This window comes from Halogeometricum borinquense DSM 11551 (assembly GCF_000172995.2).
Lineage (GTDB): Archaea > Halobacteriota > Halobacteria > Halobacteriales > Haloferacaceae > Halogeometricum > Halogeometricum borinquense.
In genome coordinates this window covers 91,920-110,686 of sequence record NC_014732.1, presented here as the reverse complement: position 1 = coordinate 110,686, position 18,767 = coordinate 91,920, and the positions used below count along the sequence as shown (strand labels likewise).

The 18,767-nt window shown below is 61.4% G+C and carries 18 protein-coding genes; 2 read left to right on the top strand and 16 right to left on the bottom strand.

The genetic code is table 11. From position 1 onward, the window contains the following. Window positions 1-287 precede the first annotated feature (287 nt). A complete protein-coding gene (locus HBOR_RS18710; protein WP_241432380.1) occupies window positions 288-749 on the top strand; it encodes a hypothetical protein in 462 nt (153 codons plus the stop codon). Window positions 750-778: 29 nt separating this feature from the next. Here the strand turns inward: HBOR_RS18710 and HBOR_RS18705 are convergent, their stop codons facing one another. From HBOR_RS18705 to HBOR_RS18695, 3 genes are all read right to left on the bottom strand, one after another. Next, window positions 779-1,147: a PRC-barrel domain-containing protein gene (locus tag HBOR_RS18705; protein ID WP_006055824.1), complete on the bottom strand. Its 369-nt coding sequence runs from the start codon at window positions 1,145-1,147 to the stop codon at window positions 779-781. Between the two features lie 113 nt (window positions 1,148-1,260). Continuing rightward, entirely contained in the window at window positions 1,261-2,070 is an 810-nt protein-coding gene (locus HBOR_RS18700) for a creatininase family protein (protein WP_006055823.1), read from the bottom strand. Beyond that, window positions 2,067-3,248, bottom strand: coding sequence for a mandelate racemase/muconate lactonizing enzyme family protein (locus HBOR_RS18695; protein ID WP_006055822.1), 1,182 nt, complete (start codon window positions 3,246-3,248; stop codon window positions 2,067-2,069). Before HBOR_RS18695 ends, HBOR_RS18700 begins: the two co-directional genes overlap by 4 nt. Before the next feature lie 253 nt (window positions 3,249-3,501). Between HBOR_RS18695 and HBOR_RS18690 the strand changes: the two genes are divergently transcribed. Beyond that, the gene (locus HBOR_RS18690) at window positions 3,502-4,470 is read left to right on the top strand and encodes an AAA family ATPase (RefSeq protein WP_006055821.1); all 969 of its coding nucleotides are present in this window, start codon (window positions 3,502-3,504) and stop codon (window positions 4,468-4,470) included. A gap of 4 nt (window positions 4,471-4,474) precedes the next feature. Here HBOR_RS18690 and HBOR_RS18685 read toward each other — a convergent pair whose 3' ends face one another. The 13 genes from HBOR_RS18685 to HBOR_RS18625 form a co-directional block, all read right to left on the bottom strand. Then, window positions 4,475-5,452, bottom strand: coding sequence for a calcium/sodium antiporter (locus tag HBOR_RS18685; protein WP_006055820.1), 978 nt, complete (start codon window positions 5,450-5,452; stop codon window positions 4,475-4,477). 129 nt (window positions 5,453-5,581) lie between these two features. Further along, window positions 5,582-6,184, bottom strand: a complete 603-nt coding sequence (locus HBOR_RS18680) for a SprT-like domain-containing protein (protein WP_006055819.1) — start codon at window positions 6,182-6,184, stop codon at window positions 5,582-5,584. A gap of 74 nt (window positions 6,185-6,258) precedes the next feature. Further along, window positions 6,259-6,666 (bottom strand): Rieske (2Fe-2S) protein, encoded by a 408-nt coding sequence (locus HBOR_RS18675; protein WP_006055818.1) that lies wholly within the window; start codon window positions 6,664-6,666, stop codon window positions 6,259-6,261. Between the two features lie 191 nt (window positions 6,667-6,857). Beyond that, complete coding sequence (locus HBOR_RS18670) at window positions 6,858-7,664, bottom strand: hypothetical protein (RefSeq protein WP_006055817.1); 807 nt, start codon at window positions 7,662-7,664, stop codon at window positions 6,858-6,860. Then, entirely contained in the window at window positions 7,661-9,061 is a 1,401-nt protein-coding gene (locus HBOR_RS18665; RefSeq protein WP_006055816.1) for an acyl-CoA thioesterase/bile acid-CoA:amino acid N-acyltransferase family protein, read from the bottom strand. The genes HBOR_RS18670 and HBOR_RS18665 overlap by 4 nt, the downstream gene beginning before the upstream one ends. After that, window positions 9,058-9,219 (bottom strand): hypothetical protein, encoded by a 162-nt coding sequence (locus HBOR_RS20140; RefSeq protein ID WP_006055815.1) that lies wholly within the window; start codon window positions 9,217-9,219, stop codon window positions 9,058-9,060. The genes HBOR_RS18665 and HBOR_RS20140 overlap by 4 nt, the downstream gene beginning before the upstream one ends. Window positions 9,220-9,300: 81 nt before the next feature. Then, window positions 9,301-9,669 carry a hypothetical protein gene (locus tag HBOR_RS18660; protein WP_006055814.1) on the bottom strand — a complete coding sequence of 123 codons (369 nt, stop codon included), beginning with the start codon at window positions 9,667-9,669 and terminating at the stop codon, window positions 9,301-9,303. Between the two features lie 464 nt (window positions 9,670-10,133). Then, window positions 10,134-10,832, bottom strand: coding sequence for a DUF4013 domain-containing protein (locus tag HBOR_RS18650; RefSeq protein ID WP_006055813.1), 699 nt, complete (start codon window positions 10,830-10,832; stop codon window positions 10,134-10,136). 263 nt (window positions 10,833-11,095) lie between these two features. Then, on the bottom strand, window positions 11,096-11,647 hold the full coding sequence (locus tag HBOR_RS18645; protein WP_013440812.1) for a GNAT family N-acetyltransferase: 552 nt from the start codon (window positions 11,645-11,647) through the stop codon (window positions 11,096-11,098). 54 nt (window positions 11,648-11,701) lie between these two features. Further along, complete coding sequence (locus tag HBOR_RS18640) at window positions 11,702-13,327, bottom strand: DUF7519 family protein (protein WP_006055811.1); 1,626 nt, start codon at window positions 13,325-13,327, stop codon at window positions 11,702-11,704. Continuing rightward, window positions 13,324-14,712, bottom strand: a complete 1,389-nt coding sequence (locus HBOR_RS18635; RefSeq protein WP_006055810.1) for a DUF58 domain-containing protein — start codon at window positions 14,710-14,712, stop codon at window positions 13,324-13,326. Before HBOR_RS18635 ends, HBOR_RS18640 begins: the two co-directional genes overlap by 4 nt. Continuing rightward, on the bottom strand, window positions 14,709-15,485 hold the full coding sequence (locus HBOR_RS18630) for a DUF7269 family protein (protein WP_006055809.1): 777 nt from the start codon (window positions 15,483-15,485) through the stop codon (window positions 14,709-14,711). Before HBOR_RS18630 ends, HBOR_RS18635 begins: the two co-directional genes overlap by 4 nt. Then, complete coding sequence (locus HBOR_RS18625; protein WP_006055808.1) at window positions 15,482-18,310, bottom strand: transglutaminase domain-containing protein; 2,829 nt, start codon at window positions 18,308-18,310, stop codon at window positions 15,482-15,484. The genes HBOR_RS18630 and HBOR_RS18625 overlap by 4 nt, the downstream gene beginning before the upstream one ends. Window positions 18,311-18,767 lie beyond the last annotated feature (457 nt).

Below are 18,767 nucleotides of genomic sequence, written 5' to 3'. Positions count from 1 at the left end.
ACAGACCGAGAACGGGACTAAAGTCCGAGGAGCGAATGCAACAACGTGACAAAGTGTGTTAGTTACTTGCTGGTTAGTCTGCCGGTTAGTCTGTCGGTTAGTTTGCGGGTAGCGGTGGATTGAGTACCAACCGGACGATCAGCGACGAGCAAACGTACGGACTCATGCGGTTGATTTAGCATCCACTAACGGTCGCAGTCACAGCAACCAGTTCACGCGACAGACAGTATATCAGTATTGATATTCTCCCCAGAAGATATATTTATGCGTATTTGGAAGAGGCAGCCGTGTTCGACGATTCGACCCGACGTCGATTCGTCGCCGGTGTCGTTTCGGTCCGTGCAGTGGGCCTCGCGGGGTGTCTTGGGGGACGCCCGGGTAACGAAACCGGTTCGTCGGGGAAAATGGGGGAAACTGGTGGGAGCGAAACACAGACAGCGACAGCGCCGACCGAGAGCAGTCCAACCACGGTGACCGACACCGCACGTGAACATCTCGGCAACGGACTCGTTGGACTGGTTGAGGCCGACAGCCGATCAGCGTACGCCGATAGTGCCGGGGTAGCGTACGATGAGGGACACGTCCGCATCGTGGTCGAACTCGGATCGGAGGGCAACCTCCCATCCTCGCCCACAGTAGACGTGAAAAACCGCCACGAGTCGCTCGTGGAGGGTCGCGCCGCCGTCGAGGATTTGCCGGCGTTGGCGGCGGCTGACGAGGTGTCGTACGTTCGCAGCAGACGCCAGTGAAGCTTCGACAGGCTGACTGATATAAACCGTCAGCGAGCCTGTGGCTTCTCCGCGGCGTCCTCCGACAACGCCTCGGATAGTTCCTCGGAATCGAATTCGTCAGATGGCGACGCCCCCAACTCCGAGCCGAGAACGTCAACGACGATTACGTCGCCGATACCGTCGATTCGAGGGTACGGGATGCTAACGCCCTTATTACCGGTCGGAAGGTTCGGAAATCTGTTCTCGTCGATATCCGCGACAAGTAATCCGGTGGCCTTCCCCTGGTCGAGATCTACGGTGACGCCGACGGCCTGTCCGAGTCGATAGCCGTCGTGCGTGTACACTGCTTCACCGGAGAGGTCGGGAGCCGGTTCGCCACGGGGCACCGTCGCGGTGGGGTGAGATTCGGGGACCATCTCGACAGAATGTGTAGACCGAAAGACAATAAAATAGTTGGAAGGCTGAAGAGAAGATGGCAATACCGAGAGACGATTGCGGGAACTGTCGCTCGCGTCGGCCGCCTCGTATCTCACTCGCTGTTCTTTTCGTGAACGTCTGTCAGTAGATCGGAGAGCGCAGTCACTGCGCCGTCGAAGAGTTGTCGTCCGGTGTTTTCGTCTGCGACGCTCGGATCGCCGATTGCACCGCTTTCGGAGTACTCGTCGAACGACCGATAGACGGACAGCGGACCGCCGACAACGAGATCGGCGCCGCCCTGTTCGTAGTGTTCGTCCCAGTATTCAGCGGGCATCTCGTCCGTATCGACCAGTTCCGGAAAGAGATGCAACATCATCGACGTTTCGAACTCGCCGCCATGCGCCATACCACCGAGGTCGCTCTCGCGCACCGTCGCCGCGAGGTCTGCAACGAGTTCGAAGTACGTGAGACCGAGAATCTCTCGATCGGGATGTTCGCGTCCGATTTCGGAGACGGCGGCGTCGATAAGGGACGTATTACCACCATGGCCGTTCACGAAAACCAGCGCGTCGAACCCGTTGTCGAGACCGGTCTCGGCCATATCTCGGAGCAAGTCCAGAAGCGTCTCGAAGCCAGCCGAGAGCGTCCCACCGACCGGGAGATGATGCGGCGAATAGCCCGGTCTCACCGACGGTGCGACCAGAATCGGAACGTCAGCGACGATGCGCTTGGCACTTGCCGTTGCCACACGCTCTGCGAGCAGCGTGTCGGTTGCAACCGGTAGGTGCGCTCCGTGCTGTTCGATGCTCCCGACCGGGACGACGAGGACTGACCCGTCGGTTCCGCCGACTGCCGCGATAGTACGTGCAGACTGCGCGCCGAACGAGACTTCAGCGTCCAGCGTCGAAGGCGAGCGAGTCATGCGATTCGGTACTCCTCGATTCGGTCGCGGTCGATTTCGATGCCCAGACCGGAATCCTGCGGGACACGGAGCGTTCCATCGGCGACGTCGAACGGATCTGCAATCACGTCGTCCTCCCACCCGTAGTAGACCGAATCGGGCGGGAGCGAAAAACCCGGAATCCCGTGGACGGCGTGCAAGATTGCCGCCGTTCTGATCCCGAGGTCGAATGCGCAGTGATGGACGGCCGGGATACCCGCATCCGCTGCGATGGCGGCCTCCTGTCGGAGACCGGTAATACCGCCGGCGGGCGTCAGATCCAACACGGCAACGTCAATGGCACCAGCAGCGACGAGTCGCCGCAGATTGTGCGGAATATACGTATCCTCGTTCGGTCCGATTGGCTGCCGAGTTTGCCGTTTCAGACCGGCCAGAGAATCGTGTGCATCGACCCGAATCGGCTGTTCCATGTACTGAAGGTAGATGCCGGCATCGGCCAGTTTCGAACCGACGCGAATCGCTTGATCGATAGTCCATCCCTGATTCGGGTCGAGACGGAACGACAGTTCGCCGTCAACCTCGTCGTGCATGGCCTCGATGCGAGCAACGTCTTCCGTCCAGTCGCGGCCAGCTTTCGTTTTCAACACGGAATAGCCCTCATTAAGGACCTCAGCGGCACGCTGTCTGGACTGTTCGGGGGAGAGAATGCCAAGACAGTACGCGACTTCGATCTCGTGGTCGTTACCGTAGTCGTCCTCGTTACTGTAATCGCCCTGATGCTCGCGGTGTCTCGTATTCGTCTGGCTGGGTGCTGTCCAACCGCCCAGCAGTTCGTACACCGGTTTGTCGAGCGATTGTCCGACGATATCCCAGCATGCGACTTCGACCGGCGCAAAGAACATGTCGGCGTTGGCGTACTCAACGAACACCTGTCGCCGGAGCGCCTCCAACTCGAACGGCGACTGACCGACGACAAGCGGTCGGATACCGTCTTCGATGATAGAGACGGTCGCCGCAGGTGTGAGGAACACGCGGACCTCCCCCCACCCGGAGATTCCCTCGTCGGTATCGACGCGGACGAGAACTCGGTCCATGTCCGTCAACGAGTTATGGTTGGTTACGTACGGCGCGATGCCACCGTCTTCAAACGGAACGAGCGGAATGTTGACCGCGAACGCTTCGATATCTGTGATTTTCATCGGGCGATGAGTCTACGCCGAGTGGTCGTTGGGGGCGTACAGAGCAAACACTGATTTGACATGATACTCATCGAGAGAAAGCACTCATAAATCTATCCCGCCCGTCTGCGTAGCTTCAAAATCAGACAGTGTCTCTCGCCACGCTTCCCGACTCGCTTGCGGACGTGAAAATAAGTCACCGATGTCATGTAGACGGCCAACAAGTTGGTTCTCCGACGGGAAAGTTCAAAAGGTGGTCCGCCGAAGCGGCCCTATGGACGTACCACAGGCCGCGGCGACGTGCGACGACGTGGTCGAGGCTGTCAGCGCCGCAGTCGTCGCAGAGCGCGACTTCCTCGAAACCGTCTTGACTGGCGTCCTCGCCCGAGGTCACGTCCTCCTCGAGGACGTTCCCGGCACCGGAAAGACGCTGACCGCACGGAGCATCGCCGCCGCCCTCGGTCTCTCGTTCGCCCGTATTCAGTTCACGCCCGACCTCCTCCCAGCCGACATCACCGGGTCGAACGTCTACGACGAGCGACAGGGAGCGTTCGAGTTCCAACCCGGCCCTATCTTCGCCAACGTCGTCCTCGCAGACGAGATTAACCGCGCGCCGCCGAAGACGCAGGCCGCGCTCCTCGAAGCGATGGGCGAGGGACAGGTCACGGTGGACGGCGTCACCCACGACCTCCCGAACCCGTTTTTCGTCATCGCCACGCAGAACCCAGTCGAACAGGAAGGAACGTTCCGCCTGCCCGAGGCGCAACGGGATCGGTTCATCGTCAAGACCGAACTCGGGTACCCCGGACGCGAAGGCGAGCGCGAACTCATCGACCGGCGGGCCGACCGGACGCGGCGTTCCCCGTCGGCCTCGCGCGTCGTCACCGATGAACAAGTGTCCGCACTCCGCTCTGTCCCCGAACACGTCCGCGTGGACGAGAAACTGCGCGACTACATCGTCGATTTAGGTCGTGCGACACGTGAAGACGCCCGCGTCGATGTCGGCGTCTCCCCGCGTGGAATCCAGCGACTGTTCGAGGCTGCGCGCGCCCGCGCGGTCATCCGAGGACGCGACTACGCCGTCCCGGACGACGTGAAAGCCGCCGCACCGTCGGTGTTCCGCCACCGACTTGTCCTGACATCGGACGCGCGCGTCCGCGGTGTCGATCCACTCGACGTAGTGGACGAAGTCCTCGACAGCGTCCCCGTCCCGCCCGTTGCCTCGGCACGGCAGAACGACTGAGAACCTACCCGAGACCGAGGAGGCCGACGACCCACCGGATAACTTCCGACCCCGCGAACAGTCCGCCTTCCGCACGCGAGAGGCGACGCCCCGTCCAGAGAGCCGCGACCACGGCGACGGAGACGGCGACCAACCACGTCAGACTCAGCCCGATAGAACCGCTTAGCGACAGCGGACGAATCACCGCGCCGACACCCATAATGACGAGGAGATTGAACACGTTGCTCCCGACCACGTTGCCGACACTGACGCCGAGTCGGCCGCGTCGCATCGCCACGAGCGAGACGGCGAACTCCGGCGTGGAGGTGCCAGCGGCGACGATTGTCCCACCGATAACCCACTCGGAGACGCCCGCGCCACGCGCCAGTTCCGAGGCCGATCCCACCATCAGGTCGCCGCTGATGAGGACGATAGCCAGTCCGGCGACCAACAAGACGACGTCACGCCCGCGGAACTGTATTCGCTCGGTGACGGTGGTGGTGACGCCGGGCGGGGCGTCCGCGTCGGCCGACATTTCGTCCGTGATTCCGCTTCGAAGCAGAAAGGCGATGTACGCGACGAACAGGCCGACGAGGACCGCTCCCTCGCCTCGGGTCACCACGGAGTCGGATATCGCGTACACGCCGAGGAACGTACTGACGAGTAATGCGACTCCGTCGCGGTGGACGAGCGAGCGCTCTATTGGGACGACCCGGAGCAGCGAGACCACGCCGAGGATGAACGCCAAATTGTAGATGTTCGAGCCGACGACGTTGCCGACGGCGATATCACCGAGCCCCACGAGGGCTGCATCGGCCGTGACAACGAGTTCGGGTGTGGAGGTGCCCGCGGCGACGACGGTCAGTCCGATGGTCAACTCCGATAGGCCGACGCGTCGCGCTAACCGGACAACAGAATCGACGAGCAGACGCGCGCCGATCCACAGTCCGGCGACCGACACGACGACAATGCCAACCTGTACCGCCTGCCCAGTCTGAATCATCTGTCGAGAGTACCCTCGGGTACAGCCACCGGCGTCTCCCACATCAATCAACTGGCTGGATCGGGCGCATGCGCCCGTCTTGCCGTCCATCTGGGCCGCCGCACCAATCCGGATCGCCGCCTCCGCTGTTCACCCCCTCTCAGCAAGCGTCAGCGACGCCGAGCAACAGGAGGAGAGGTACTCGTCGTGCCGTCGGACGAGTTTGCAGTCACGGTAGCGGCGGGCGACCACCCCACCGCAGTCACCGCAGGAGAGGACGTACGCCGGATCAGCGAATCGACGGACACGAATCGGCGCATCCACCGACTCGGCCCGTCGCTTGAATCGAGGACCGTGATTCGTCGTCCCGAACCGCTGGAACTGTTCGACGTGGACCAACTCGTGCCTGAGCGTCGCCGTCCACTCGGTTTCGTCGAACGCTTCGAACGCCGCCCACGTCAGCGAGACTGTACACGCCGGGATGCCGTCGGCCCATGATTTCGGCTCCCCGACCGTTGCACCGCTAATTTGCGGGCGCTTGACGGCCGCGGCGCGCCGCTTCGCACGCGTCGAGACCTCCCATTCGACGCGAGAGAGGTCCACATCGAAATCGAATGTCTCGACGGCGCGTTCGCAGTACGCGGCGGACCACGCGAGAAGGTCGTCGTGCGTCGTCACCGCCTCGAAGGTCTCGGGTACGCCACCGAAATCGGAACCGGCGGATGGAATACCGGAAGACGCGTCACCAGTCACTGTCCGTCCGTCTCAGTCCGCCCGGAAAATCCATTCGGGTCGGGCGGACAGTCCCGCGAAATCGCGCGAATACGTTAGAACGTGAGGTGCGACGACGACCCCGGCAGATCGTCCGCTTCGATTGCTCCCTCGTGAAGGAACGTGCGGTCGTCGTCAGTGAGTACCACATCGCCGTCACGTGTCTCGACATCGACACTGACGAGTGTCGATTCGGCGGCTTTGCCGTTGTCGCAGTACCCAGAACAGGCGTCGTACATCGACCCGTGTTTCGGACAGACGATTTCACCGTCGCGCATCGCCGCGCCGAACCCCCTGTCGAGACGCTGGTCGGTTTCGTGTTGACAGTAGTTCAACCACGCGCGCACGCAGTCATCAGTTCGGACGAGAACGACTTCTTCCTCGCTTCCATCGGCTTCGCGGACAGTGAACAGCCACGAGTCGCCTTCATCCAACTCCGAGAGGGAACAGAGATGTTCAGCCATACTACACTTCTCGGGAGAGAGGGGCATTGACTTTCGGTGTTCCCCACGCACGTCGCCGGAGACGCGGTATTGATAAGCACTGATGCAACACACCTGGCAGCATTCGGATGCGGTCGAAGAGTGAGGTGAATGTCAGTTCGTGGCGTCCATGCAAGAATTTGCCCGCCTCACCGAACCTAGCGAAGCGTCAGTCACCAGACGGCCGAGACGAGTCGCCAACCGACCGCCTCAATGACTCCGAGGAGTACTCCCAAGAGAAGCCAGATCGACCACGCCATCGGATATCCAACCGGTGACCCGCCGGTCGCCACCGCTACCGCTGCCGCGGACGTGATGACACCGACTCCAAAGACGGGCAGTACGAGGTGGTGGCGTGCGAACAGATAGGCGACGATCAGCATGCCGACGAATCCGCCACCGAGACTGAATCCGAGGAAGAGTACGTCACCGAAACCATCCGCAATGAGGTACACCGGGAGGACTGAGAGGAAAGTCAGCACCACGCCACTCAGCACCCCAAATCGAAGTGCACCTCGACGTGTCCGGCGCCGAGACGCTGCCGCTTTACTTCCGACGAACGCTTTCAGACCGGGAACGACAGGCTCGACGACTCCGACGATGCCGACGACGAGGAGGAGCCACGGGGTGACACCGACGAAACGAGCAAGGATCGGATCGCCGGTCAGGACGACTTCACCGCCGACACGCGCCGCTGTCACGCCCGGTCGCCACAGGCTCCATCCCACGCCCCCAGAGACTCCCGCAACCGCGGTTACGACTGCCGCCGGACGGCCACGTTCGGACAACCACCAGCCGACGATGCCGAGCAGTCCAAGTAATATCCCGCTTCCGGCGACAGCCACGAACTCCCTGCCGTCTACCGGGAGCGGATAGCCCTTGAAGAAGGCAACCACACCAACGATAGCTGGAACGACCGCGGCAGCAATCGCCGGACGCACCCACCGACGTGGAGCGGCAAGCATATCGCGTGCGGTCATGATAATCCCCCCTCAAGCGTCGAGAGGACGACCGGCCACGACTCCTTGTTAGCCCGTGCGAGGCCTTCCGGAGACCCGCCCAATGCCATCGTAGTCCCCGGGGGCGGACTGCTTATCGCCGTCAACCCGGTGGTTGGCTGATACGGGAACGAGATGGCGTGGCCCGCCGTCTCCGTCGTAACGTGTCGGACCGGATACGGATGCTCATGGTTACGGAGTCGCCTCACTACCATCCGTCCGAATGTGGCTGACGGCCATAATCTGTCGTCTCCGCCCGAGACGAGTGTTACCGGGCCGTCGATGTTCTCGACCGGTATCGTCGCCTCCGAGATTCGCTCGGTACTCGCCTGCTCCAATCCAACCTCGTAGGTCGGTCGGAGCGACACCGAACCTCCGAGCGGCCACGATGCGACGTAGTCGGCGATGACCGACGGCGGGAACGCGGTCGGGACGAACGGAACCGGGTCGCCGTCGAGTGTCCACGACGATGTCATCTCGCCACCGTACGTCAACCCCGCCCAGACGATGCCCGACGGTGCGTACGCCGCGACAGCTCCGACCCAATCGAAGGTCGCACCAGCTAGCAACGCCAATTCAGCCCCTTTGGAAGTGCCGAGGAGGCCGACCGAGCCGTCTCGAACAGCTGGACGGCTCGTTAGCCAGTCGTAGCCCCGCTGGAGGTATTCAAGGGGAACCTCGGCTAGCTGGTCCGGAACTGCATCTGGCGGACCGAAATACTGTGGTGCGAACGCTGCGTATCCGTGGGCGGCAAGCATGAGCGCGCTTCCGACGGCGGGCTGACCGCCTGAGCCGTGGAGGACCATAACACCTGGATATGGACCATCCCCGCTCGGTCGGAATAGCGTGCCAAGAAGTCCGTCGGGAGACGCCTCGGTATGCAACTTCTTGGGACCGAACCACCGGGTCACGGTCTGCTGGCCGATTTGTCGACCATCGGCGCTCGCAGTGAGCGTCAGGTCGCTGCCTCCCTCCGGTGGCGCGTATATTGATGATTCGCCGTCGGTTGGCCGCATCGACCAGATTAACCCCATAGGAGAAACTGTCTCGTACGTCCCTGCGTCCGGAGCGTGCGTCTCGATATCGACGACACCCTTCGAGGACGCCGTGAACGTTGCGAACGAAGCCCACTGACGACCCTCGCGGTCGAACGTCCGGGCCGTGATCGTCACGGCTGTCCCAGGAGCTATGCCACTCACCATGAGTGTGAACGGTTCGTCGTAATGTACTGACGTTGGTGAGACACGAAGCTTGCCGGTGGCGTTCTGGTCGGTTCCGTCTGTCGTAGATTCGGGTTGTGCTGTAGATCCCGTGTGGCCAACCAATCCGACGAGAGACCCAGCGGTGATACACTGGAGAACAGAGCGGCGCGAAATCATCGTACTAGTACCGACTCGTACGTCCGCAGGTGCTTGGACCGCGTACTGAGTCCGGTCGATTCTTCGGCTTCCACAACCACCAGTGCCTCGCCAACTGCCTGTCGCAAGTCGTTCAGGGTTGCACGCAACTTGCTATGGAGTTCCCTATATTCCTCCATTACATACCCCTTCTTGTCAGAATCAGAAAAATATTGATGAGGTACGGTATTTACTGACAGATTGTAGATGTGTTTGTCTATTCAGTGCTTGTATAATAGAACGTGCACTGTTTCGTACTCAGCCATAACCATCGGCATTGTACATACCTCTGTCATCGCAAGCCCTCGGTGATGATTGACAATATTAGTAGTTATATGGAAGCTTTCGTCAACCTCTTCGATCGAATTTGCTAGTACTGCGAGGGGGTTATGGATGAATTTTTCAAATTCGTCAGAGCCACTCTTGAATTCGTGCCAATACAAGTTCCAGGGTTCCTCGTCAATCTCTGGTACACTTTCGTCGATGCTGACCCAATCTAGATCACCAGATAATCGGTGGAAGAAATCTTCACGCTCTTCTTCTGATAATTGTTCGTACAGTTCGTATACCTCATCACTATTTGCGCTCATATGAAATTATTAATAGTGTAGATCTATAGTATTTTTGGCAGATTTCGTTTCTCGGCACTGTATAGATGCGCACCGCTTTGATGGGCGTACGGTTGTCGAGCGTTTGATTCGGCCGAACGAAGTTATAGTAAATACACGAACCAGGAAACACCACGTCAGATCAGCCAAACACCGTGGAACGGCGCTCTCTCGGCTGAATGATCGGGACCTCGTTCGGCACAAGGGCGGGTTCTGGGCGATTGCGGACGACGACCACTGCGTCACCGCCGCGTATGACCTCCTCACCACCAGCGACCGTCTCGACAACGAGGATAGTGGTTTGACCTCGACGAGTGGGATGCTGCAACCTGAAGCCACCGCATCCGAGCGAGTGGTTCGCGCTGCGTAGGAACACAGAAAGAAAGGTTTCATACGACGAAGCCGTCGAAAATATCGCCTCGGGGTGAATTACGCGGCGTCGTGAATTACACGGCGTCGGCCGGCGTTGCCGACTGCGTCGTTTCGATACCAGTGACCTTCCCGAACGCGCGACCGAACATGTAGAATACGGCGACGTTCGTGTAGAACTGGATAGTCGGGACGAGGAGAGTTCCAATGCCGATCGTGATGGCGACGAGAAAACCAGTCAGCACGTAAGCGACGAACGCGAGCAAGAACGGGATTATCCACGCGACGAAGTAATCCGCACTCAACAGGACATCTTTGAGACGGCTGATGTCGAACGCTGCGCCGAAACTGTCTTCGACGGCCATGTTCGTGAGCGCCGCCGGGACGAGGTAGTAGATGATGAACATGGCGAAGAAGCTCACACCGAAGCCGAGCGCTCCAATACCACCGAGGAGTCCGGCCGCAGTGTCACTTCCAGAGGCACCACCCGAAAGACCGACACCGAGACTGGCCCCCATGAGTGCGAACGGAACGAACCCGTACACGAGTGTCACGCCAAACGCTTTGAGTCCGTCCACGAACATCTTCCCCCAGTCGTCGAACGCGGGAGGTTCTGGTTTGCCGTGTGCCGTCGCCTCAAGGACTCGGACGAGATAACCGTACAGGAGGAATACCGGGACAACCAAGATAAACCCGAAGATGAGCAGCGATCCGATGACGATACGACCGAGTGCATTATCCCCATCAAGAGGATAGGAAATACCTTCTTCTAACATCTGCGAGCATGAAATTCAACTTACTATATATAAATTTATGTGAAGTTTGATGAAAAGATTGAGACAGTGTGAAAGGCGGCGAGAGCGCGACAGAGACGGCGATTCGAGAGACGAGGGTGTGATCGGTTCCAGAGAGCGACGTTAGCGCGGGAGGGTCGTCAACGAGATCGCGGCGCTAGCGCGACGAGGCGTCCGCGAGAGGGTGAGTGGGGGATGGGGGGTGCGGGGGGAGGGGGGAGAGAGGGAGAGTCGGTACTCGGTCACTACGAGTTATCCGCGCGCCACTCGTCTGCGAGCAGTCCATACCGAATCCGGTCGTGCCACTCGCCGTCGGTATATACTTCCTCGCGGGCGACTCCCTCGCGTTCGAATCCGACTTTCTCCAAGACGCGTTTCGAAGATTCGTTACTGGCGAGCGTCGAGGCTGTGATGCGGTGGAGACCGAGCTCATCGAAGCCGTACTTGACCATCGTCTTCGCGGCGGCCGTCGCGTATCCCGCATCCCAGTGTTCGTAAGCGATCCAGTAGGCCAACTCCGCGTAGCGAAAGTCGATGGCGTTCGGGTCCTCACGAAGGAGGTAGACGAACCCGACCGATTCGTCGTCAGCGCGAATGACGAGACCGACGGTTTCCTCGTTTCGACCCATCGTCCCGCCGAGACGGGTAGTAGCATGATCCGTACTGGTCGGAAACCTGACGGTTCTCGTTTTGCGGACGCGGGGATCGTTCTCGTGTGTCCGTAGAAAGTTGAGATCCGACTGGTCGGCCGGACAGAGTGCGACGCCATCGCCTTCGAGAAACACTGGCCCGGACATATCCCGACAGTCACGGTGTCAGCGGTAAAGTCCAGTGGCCGTCCGAGAGGCACCTCAGCGCAGAGCAACAACGAAAAATAGGACGCCGAGAACCGCGCCACCGAGAGCGAGAGACAGCCCCGAGCCATCGAGGGCCGGGATTCGACCGAGGAAGTCCGCGAGGCCAACAGCGGCTATCGCGGCGACGACGCCAACGATAGCAGTGACGGCGAGGTGGACGAGTTCCGCGCGGCGTGTCTCGCCGAGACGACCGATTTCGTGACCAAGAGTCACGCCGTGAGTTCCGGCGTCGCGGACGATGAGTCCGCCGACAAGCCCCGCGAGAACGAGCGTTGTTCCCGCACCAACGGTGGCGGCGACTGCTGACGCGACGAACAGACCCGCGCCCGCGACGGCGGCACCGGCGGCCCTGTCAGTCATGACGCCGATGTTGACCACGCCGTACAGCACCGCGAAAGCGACAGCAGCGACGAAGAGCAACCCGGCACAGAGGCCGAGAACGACCACCTCACCGCCGTAGAATGCCATGACGGCGTCCGCCTGCGTCTGCACATCCCCCGCATACGCCGCAGGAAGGACATCGAGAATCGCATCGAGGAGTGCCGTAAGTACGGGTTCGTGGAGCGTGAACGCTCCGATGACGACAGCGGAACCGGCTACCAGCGAGGGAGTTGACTTTCTGAGTTCGTCTTTAGAGGCGTCGTAGAAGCGCCTGAGTCCCCACGACCCGATACCGAGGAGAATGCCGACGACGCCGCCGAGAAAGAGAACGACACGAAGGATATCGACTCCCGCGAGCGTCGTCACCGGATCGAGAATCGTTGCGGGAAGCATCTCGAATCCACGCGGAGCGAGAAAGAGAATTCCCAAGATAAAGACGACGAGCGTGCCGAGTGTGGTCGCCGCCGTCAATCCTCGTTTGAGTGGGTCGAGGACGCGATCCGCGGCCTCCGGCTTGTTCGGCCGGACGAGGTCTGCCACCGGATACGTCCGGAGAACGGTCTCGAGACCGATGACGGCGAGATAGCAGACGAGGGCAAACGAAAACAGATGCGGTCCTTCGTGCGTCGGTGCGACAAGGAATCGAAGGACGCCGCCAACGAGTGCACCGGGGAACGCCGCCGCCGGAACCGGGTCGGGGACGAGAACTGGAACGTACAGCGTTGCGGAGAACTCCTCGAAGATACGGACGATAGCAAGCGGGACAAACGCGAACGTCGGTGGGAGCGAAGCAACCGTTGCGACCGCGAGTGCCGACTCTAACGCGTCGGATTCAAGCGTATCTCTGACCGCCGCCGCCGCTCCGAACCCCGCCGCTGTGAGGCTGACGACGACGAACACCGACCCGACAGGGTACGTACCGCCGAGTTGCTTGGCGAACACGTACCCCAAGCCGGCGACGACGCCCGCACTCGCCGGGAGAAGAAGGCAGGCAGCGACGAACCGCGAAAGCGGACGGTACGCCGTCGCCGCCGCGAGCGAGATAGCACCCGCGAGCAGCGCCGCGCCGCCCGCGGCCGGGAGAACAGCGTTCCAGAGTTGCGTCGCACCCGTGAGTAGACCGCCGAGAATCGCCGTACAGCAGAGTACAACAGCGATACTCAACGCGGTGGGTCGCCAGTTCGACGCCGGAGGCGCGGCGTCGGTCGTTTCGAGGTCCGAAAGCGGTGAGTCTGTCATCTGTCTGTAAGTACGTGCGAGAGCGAGTCGTCGAGCGGTCGTTCGGGCGTCCAGTCAGCGACGGTGACATCAGTCCGTTCGAGTGCGGTTCGTCGGCGGGTTCGGTCAAGCGACGCGAGGGCGAGTCCGGGCGTCTCCCGACCGGTCACGTCGGGCGAGAGTACAGCGACCGAGCGGCCACGTCTCCGAAGTGCGCGGGCAAGCGTCGCCGGATAGTCGTCCAGAAGCGGTGAAAAGAGGACAATCCGTGCGTCGGACGCGAGGCGGGCATCCAGCGTCGCCGCGACGGTTGCTGCGCGCGAGTCGCGTGATACGCCGCGTCGCTCACTGTCGGAGTCCACCACGCCCCCATCAGTTGCTGTCGTCGCCGTCTCAGCGGCCGCGACACTGGCGGCATCGAACATCGCTTCCGCTTCCCGCGGGCCGTCGGGCCACGGGAGACCGTCAGGGCCGACAGCAACGGCATCTGGAAATTCAACTGAGTCGAGACCGAGAGCTGTTGCCGCCACGTCGTGTCCATCGGCGGTCAACGTGCGGTGCGTCCGCAACGCAGCGTAGGCGCACAGTTCCGCCGCCGTCGGGCGACCGGGACCAGCGACAGCGCGCATCGGTTCGCGGGCGTCGGCGACGACAGCGACACGACTGGCCTGTTGCTCGCGGAACTCGACGGTAGTGAGTTCGCCAGTCTTGGCGAGATGCCGCCAATCGACGCGCGAAAGTGGGTCACCGGACCGGTACTCACGCGTCGAATGAAACTCCAACCCCGACCCGCCCGAATCGGCGGGCACTGTTCCGGCTCTGCAGGGCGTGGCCTCCGCGACCGACGCATCTGTCAGTCCGCCGGAACACGAAAGCACTTCGTCGCCGCCGACGGCCACCTCGCTGGTGAGGACGCTGGTGCCCGCGACGGAGCGCAGACGAACGAGTGCGTCGTCGAACGCAAAGTCACCGCGGGTTGCGACGACGTCGTACGTGACCGTCTCCGTCTCACCCGGGGCGAGTGACAGACTCGCGCGGGGCGACCCGGATTCGACGGCGAGTGCGGCGGGGACGCCGTCCACGACGCGAACGTCAGTGAGCGTTCGGCCGCCGTCATCACTTGCGTCGTCGGTTGCTGATGAGGATTCCGTGGCCGAACTGTTCTCGACGGTGAGCGTCACAGTGACGCGTTCGCCGGGAGCGGGTGCCACCGGATCGAACTCCCGACGAATGCCGAGTTCGACAGTTTCGGGGAGCGATGAGAATGCATCGTAGAGGACGTAGGTGAGGGGGATCACCGCCGCCGCGACGAGCGTCGGATTCGCGTAGGCAAGGCCGATACCGACGAGCGACAGCGTTCCGACGAGGCCGACGTTCCATCGGTCATCGCGCCGAAGCGTCGTCATTGCTCACCACCGGCATCGACTTTCGTGGCCGACGCGTGATCAGTTTCGTCGGGAGCGATGCTCTCAACCTCACCCTCGTCAGTTCCGGAGGTCTCTGGCTCACGTCCCGCAGAATCTTCGGATTCGCGCAGCGTCTCCGACTCCCGTTCGGCCAGTCGTTCGGAGTCTTCACTCGCCGGAACCACACCCTCGCGGAGTTCGAACAGTGCGTCTAGCGTGGCATCGACCCGGCGACGACGCTCTCGTGGCGGGTCGAGCCACACCCGGATGCGAGACCGAAGTGGAGCTTGCCCTGACCCCGCTGCGAGGAACGCCGCGGCGAGTTCGTCGTCCGTCCACTCACCGTTTCGAATACAGCGGCGTGCCGTCTGTTGGTCAACGTTCGCCACGTCGGCGTACAGGCCGGTCGCCGTCTCCCGAAGCCGAGTAACGACCGGGGTCATCGCGTCGTCATCGTCTGACGAGAGCGCGTTGCCGACGACCCGGTCGAACCGGCCGCCGACGCGAATTGACGCCGGAGCAGAAGCGCCCTCGGGGGGCATCTCTCTGAGCTCCGTAAAGCGGTCACTGGTTGATGAAGCACGGCGGCGAGCGAACCAAAGCCCACCGAGGAGCAACACCGCGGCGAGAGCTAAGAGGTACTGTTCGCCGTCGAGCGAACTGACCCGTTCCGAAAGCGCCGAAACTGGTGTCACGACGCCGGCGACGAGTCCGATAGTGACGGCGACGACGACGATTCCGGCGAGGCCAGCGACAGTTCGGAGCGCCTTCATCGGGCGTCCTCCCCACTGATTTCAGTATCCGTCTCGTCGCCACCCGCATCGGTGTCGTCGATTGCGGCCCGAATCTCAGCCATCGCGCGCGTCATCTGTTCGGAGCGGTCGGTCGGGGACCGCCCACCGTACTCGACATCCCGGAAGCCGTCTCGAATCACGAACACCGGTTCCGCGGGGAGTCCATCGGCTTCGACGGCGTGAGCGGCGAGCTCTCCCGGTGTGCGCGAGGCCTGCTTTGGGACGGTGACGTGCCCTCGGAACTCGTCCCAACAATCGCGGATTGTCCGCGCCTCAGGGTCCAGCGGGTCGTCTATAACGCCCGCCCGTCGAGCGACACGTTCGGTGACCGACTCACCACTGTTGCGGAGGCGGGCAAGCCGCGCTGTGACCCACGCGGCGGCGAGTCCGGGGAGTTCACCGAGTGCGATGGTTCGGTCTACGACACCCTGAACGACGGTCCGAAGTCGGGCGTGAAGCGCTCGAAATCCGTCCAAAAGTGTGTCTGCGAGTCCGGCACCCGAAACGAGGACGCCCAGCAGTGTATCGAGAAGAGCGGACGCACGGGAGCGAAGAGCCGACAGGTACGCGAGCGGCGAGGAGCCACGTCTGTAGGCAGTTCCGAAGACGGCACCGACGCCGATGAGAACCGTTCCGAAGAGTGCGCCGGCGTTCAGGAGCATCCCCGAGACGGACGTTGTACTCGTCTGCCCGTACCGCGCGGCGACGACGCGGGCCGACGAAGCGAGCGGGAGCGTGACCGTCGCCGAGCCGTTCGGCCCGGTGGTTGCGACGCGGTCACCGTTTATGGAGACGGGGACGCCGCCTGCACTCTCGTTTCCGAGCGTCGTGTGAACTGTCGCCGTCGAATACGGGAGTGGAATCGACGGCCGGTCGATGCGGACCGACAGCGCGTCAAGCGTGAGCGATTGCTCGCCGCTGACTTCCCCACGAGAGACGCTGACAGTGACGTTTCCGGGTTCTTCGGGGAGCGTAAACTCGGTCCGTCCGGTCGCGTCGGTCCGACCGACTGTCTCGCCATCAACGCTCACGCGGGCGTCGCGGATGGGGACGGTATCGACGGTAGCGACGACGAGAAGCTCGCTCGCGGTCACTTTGGACCCGACGAACGACAGTGAGGCGTTCGTGTCCAGTGGATACGAGACGGAGTCGTTCGACGCGCTGACCGAAAGCGCCGGATCTCGCACCGAGAACGAGGCGTCGCTATCTTGCGGAATAGGGCCGATATCCGCTGCGATGAGCGAGGCCCTCTCGCCCTCGGGTGCAAGAGAGATGGTCAAGTTGGACGCGTACGGGACCGTTGCGACTACCTGTCCTTCGATGTCGGTCACACCGACCGGGTCACCGTTGAACAGAACTGTCCGATCCGAAACAGCGTCGCCCGAATTCGTCACGGTTACAGTCACGTCAGCACCGGGAACCGGTGTCCGATTGAGCGAGAACGATGGCCCTGATGGCGTCCCGCCGGGCGTCTGTTTGTCCGTATCGTCGGAGTCACCCTCGTCTGTCCCGTCACCGGTTGCTCCCTCGTCCGCCGTGCCGTCATCCGTGGTTCCGTCATCAGCCGTCCCGTCGTCTGCCGAGCCGTCAGCACTCGTTCCGCTATCCGACGGCGTCGGCGTCGATGCATCGGTTGGGCTCTGCGATTCGGCTGTCGGCGTCGTAGTCGAATCGGGCGTCTCCGTCGTCGCTGGCGTCTCGTAGGTTCCGTCCTCCTGCCGCTCGAAAGCGGTGCGTTCGGCATCGAGACGCGCTTGGCCGGGCGTCGGGTCGAAGCGGACCCATCCGACATCGGGGAAGTACACTTCGACCCACGCGTGGGCGTTCATATTTCGGACCGTGTACGTGTTGTCTCCGGTCAGTTCGCCGGACGAGTAACCGACGACGTAGCGGGCAGGAATGTCCTGCGTACGAAGCATCACGGCCATCGAGGAGGCGAAGTACTCACAGTACCCGTCGTCCATCTCGAACAGAAACGACGAAACTGGGTCGTCGCCGTCGTGCGATGCCGACAGCGAGTAGTCCTTGTTCGACTCCAGATATCGCTCGATAGCGACGGCTTTCTCGTAGGGCGTCGAGGCGTTGGCAGTGATGTCGGCTGTGAGACTGGCGATGCGCGGTGAAAGCGTATCGGGGAGCGCAGTGTACCGCGACTGGACGGGTTCAGGGTAGCCAGTTCCTGCAGTCCGAAGTACGTCTGTGTTCCGCGGCGGCCGAGTACTTTCAGCAGTGTAGGTTGTTCCGGCGTCAAGGCCTGACGATGCGGTCACGGCCCGGCCCTCGGTGACAGCAAGATCCGTGTCGCTGTCGAGATTGACCGTGTTTGGTCGCCACGCCGTCGGAAGCGCCGTTGCAGATGTCTTCAACGAGACGCGGTAGGTCATTCGCTCACCGCGAGCAGCTGGTGAGATGTCGCCGCTGTACGGTTGTGAGTCGGTGGTTTGTTCCCAGCCTGAACCGGAGTACGTCGCGTACGAACCGGTTCGCCAGTATGCCGATTCCGGGCTCTCGACGGTAAAGTGAACCTCAGTATCGAGCGAGCGGTACGGATTTGAGTCGTCTGTAACACCACCGCCAACGCTCGTCTTTGATCCCGGGTTGAGTGCGCCAAGGCCACCCGGTCCGGAACCGGAGTCCGCTTTGAATACGACGAGCGAGTCCGCTGGCGCGTCACCGATGGCAGTCGAGAGCGGTGCGACGAGTGCGGCCGAGAGAATCACCGCGACAACGCAACAGCACGCGAGGATGACTCTCCCGATACTCGGTCCATCACCAGTGTTCAGTGTCGTTCTGTCGTCATCCATGATAGGAAGGCATCGAGACAGCGTTCGATACGGAGCCCGTTTATCGGCCAACTGTCTCGTCGGCTTATATATCTACGCGTCCGTCGTGACAGACAGTGAAGCCACACTTTGTGAACAAGGTGGAAATTTGAGAAATTGTGAGAAATGGAGAGTTTGTAGAACTCGGAGGAATCGTGAGAACTGCAGGAAGTCGGGAAACTGCGGACGGTGTAGAATCGAGAACATCTCGGGCAGTGAACACCTCTGGGACAGTTCGACAACTTCAAAAATTTTAGAATGTGTAGAAGTTTTACAAATTTTTAAGAGGCGCAACGAGAGAAATTTCTAGTCCTGTGAACATTGTAGAATTTGTAAACATCTCAGAAACCCCAAGAAGTTAGATATGGGATAAAATAGCGCACAATTTGTGAAATGTTGGACTAGATAGGAGAGAATAGAAAGCGAATTTTAGAATGTT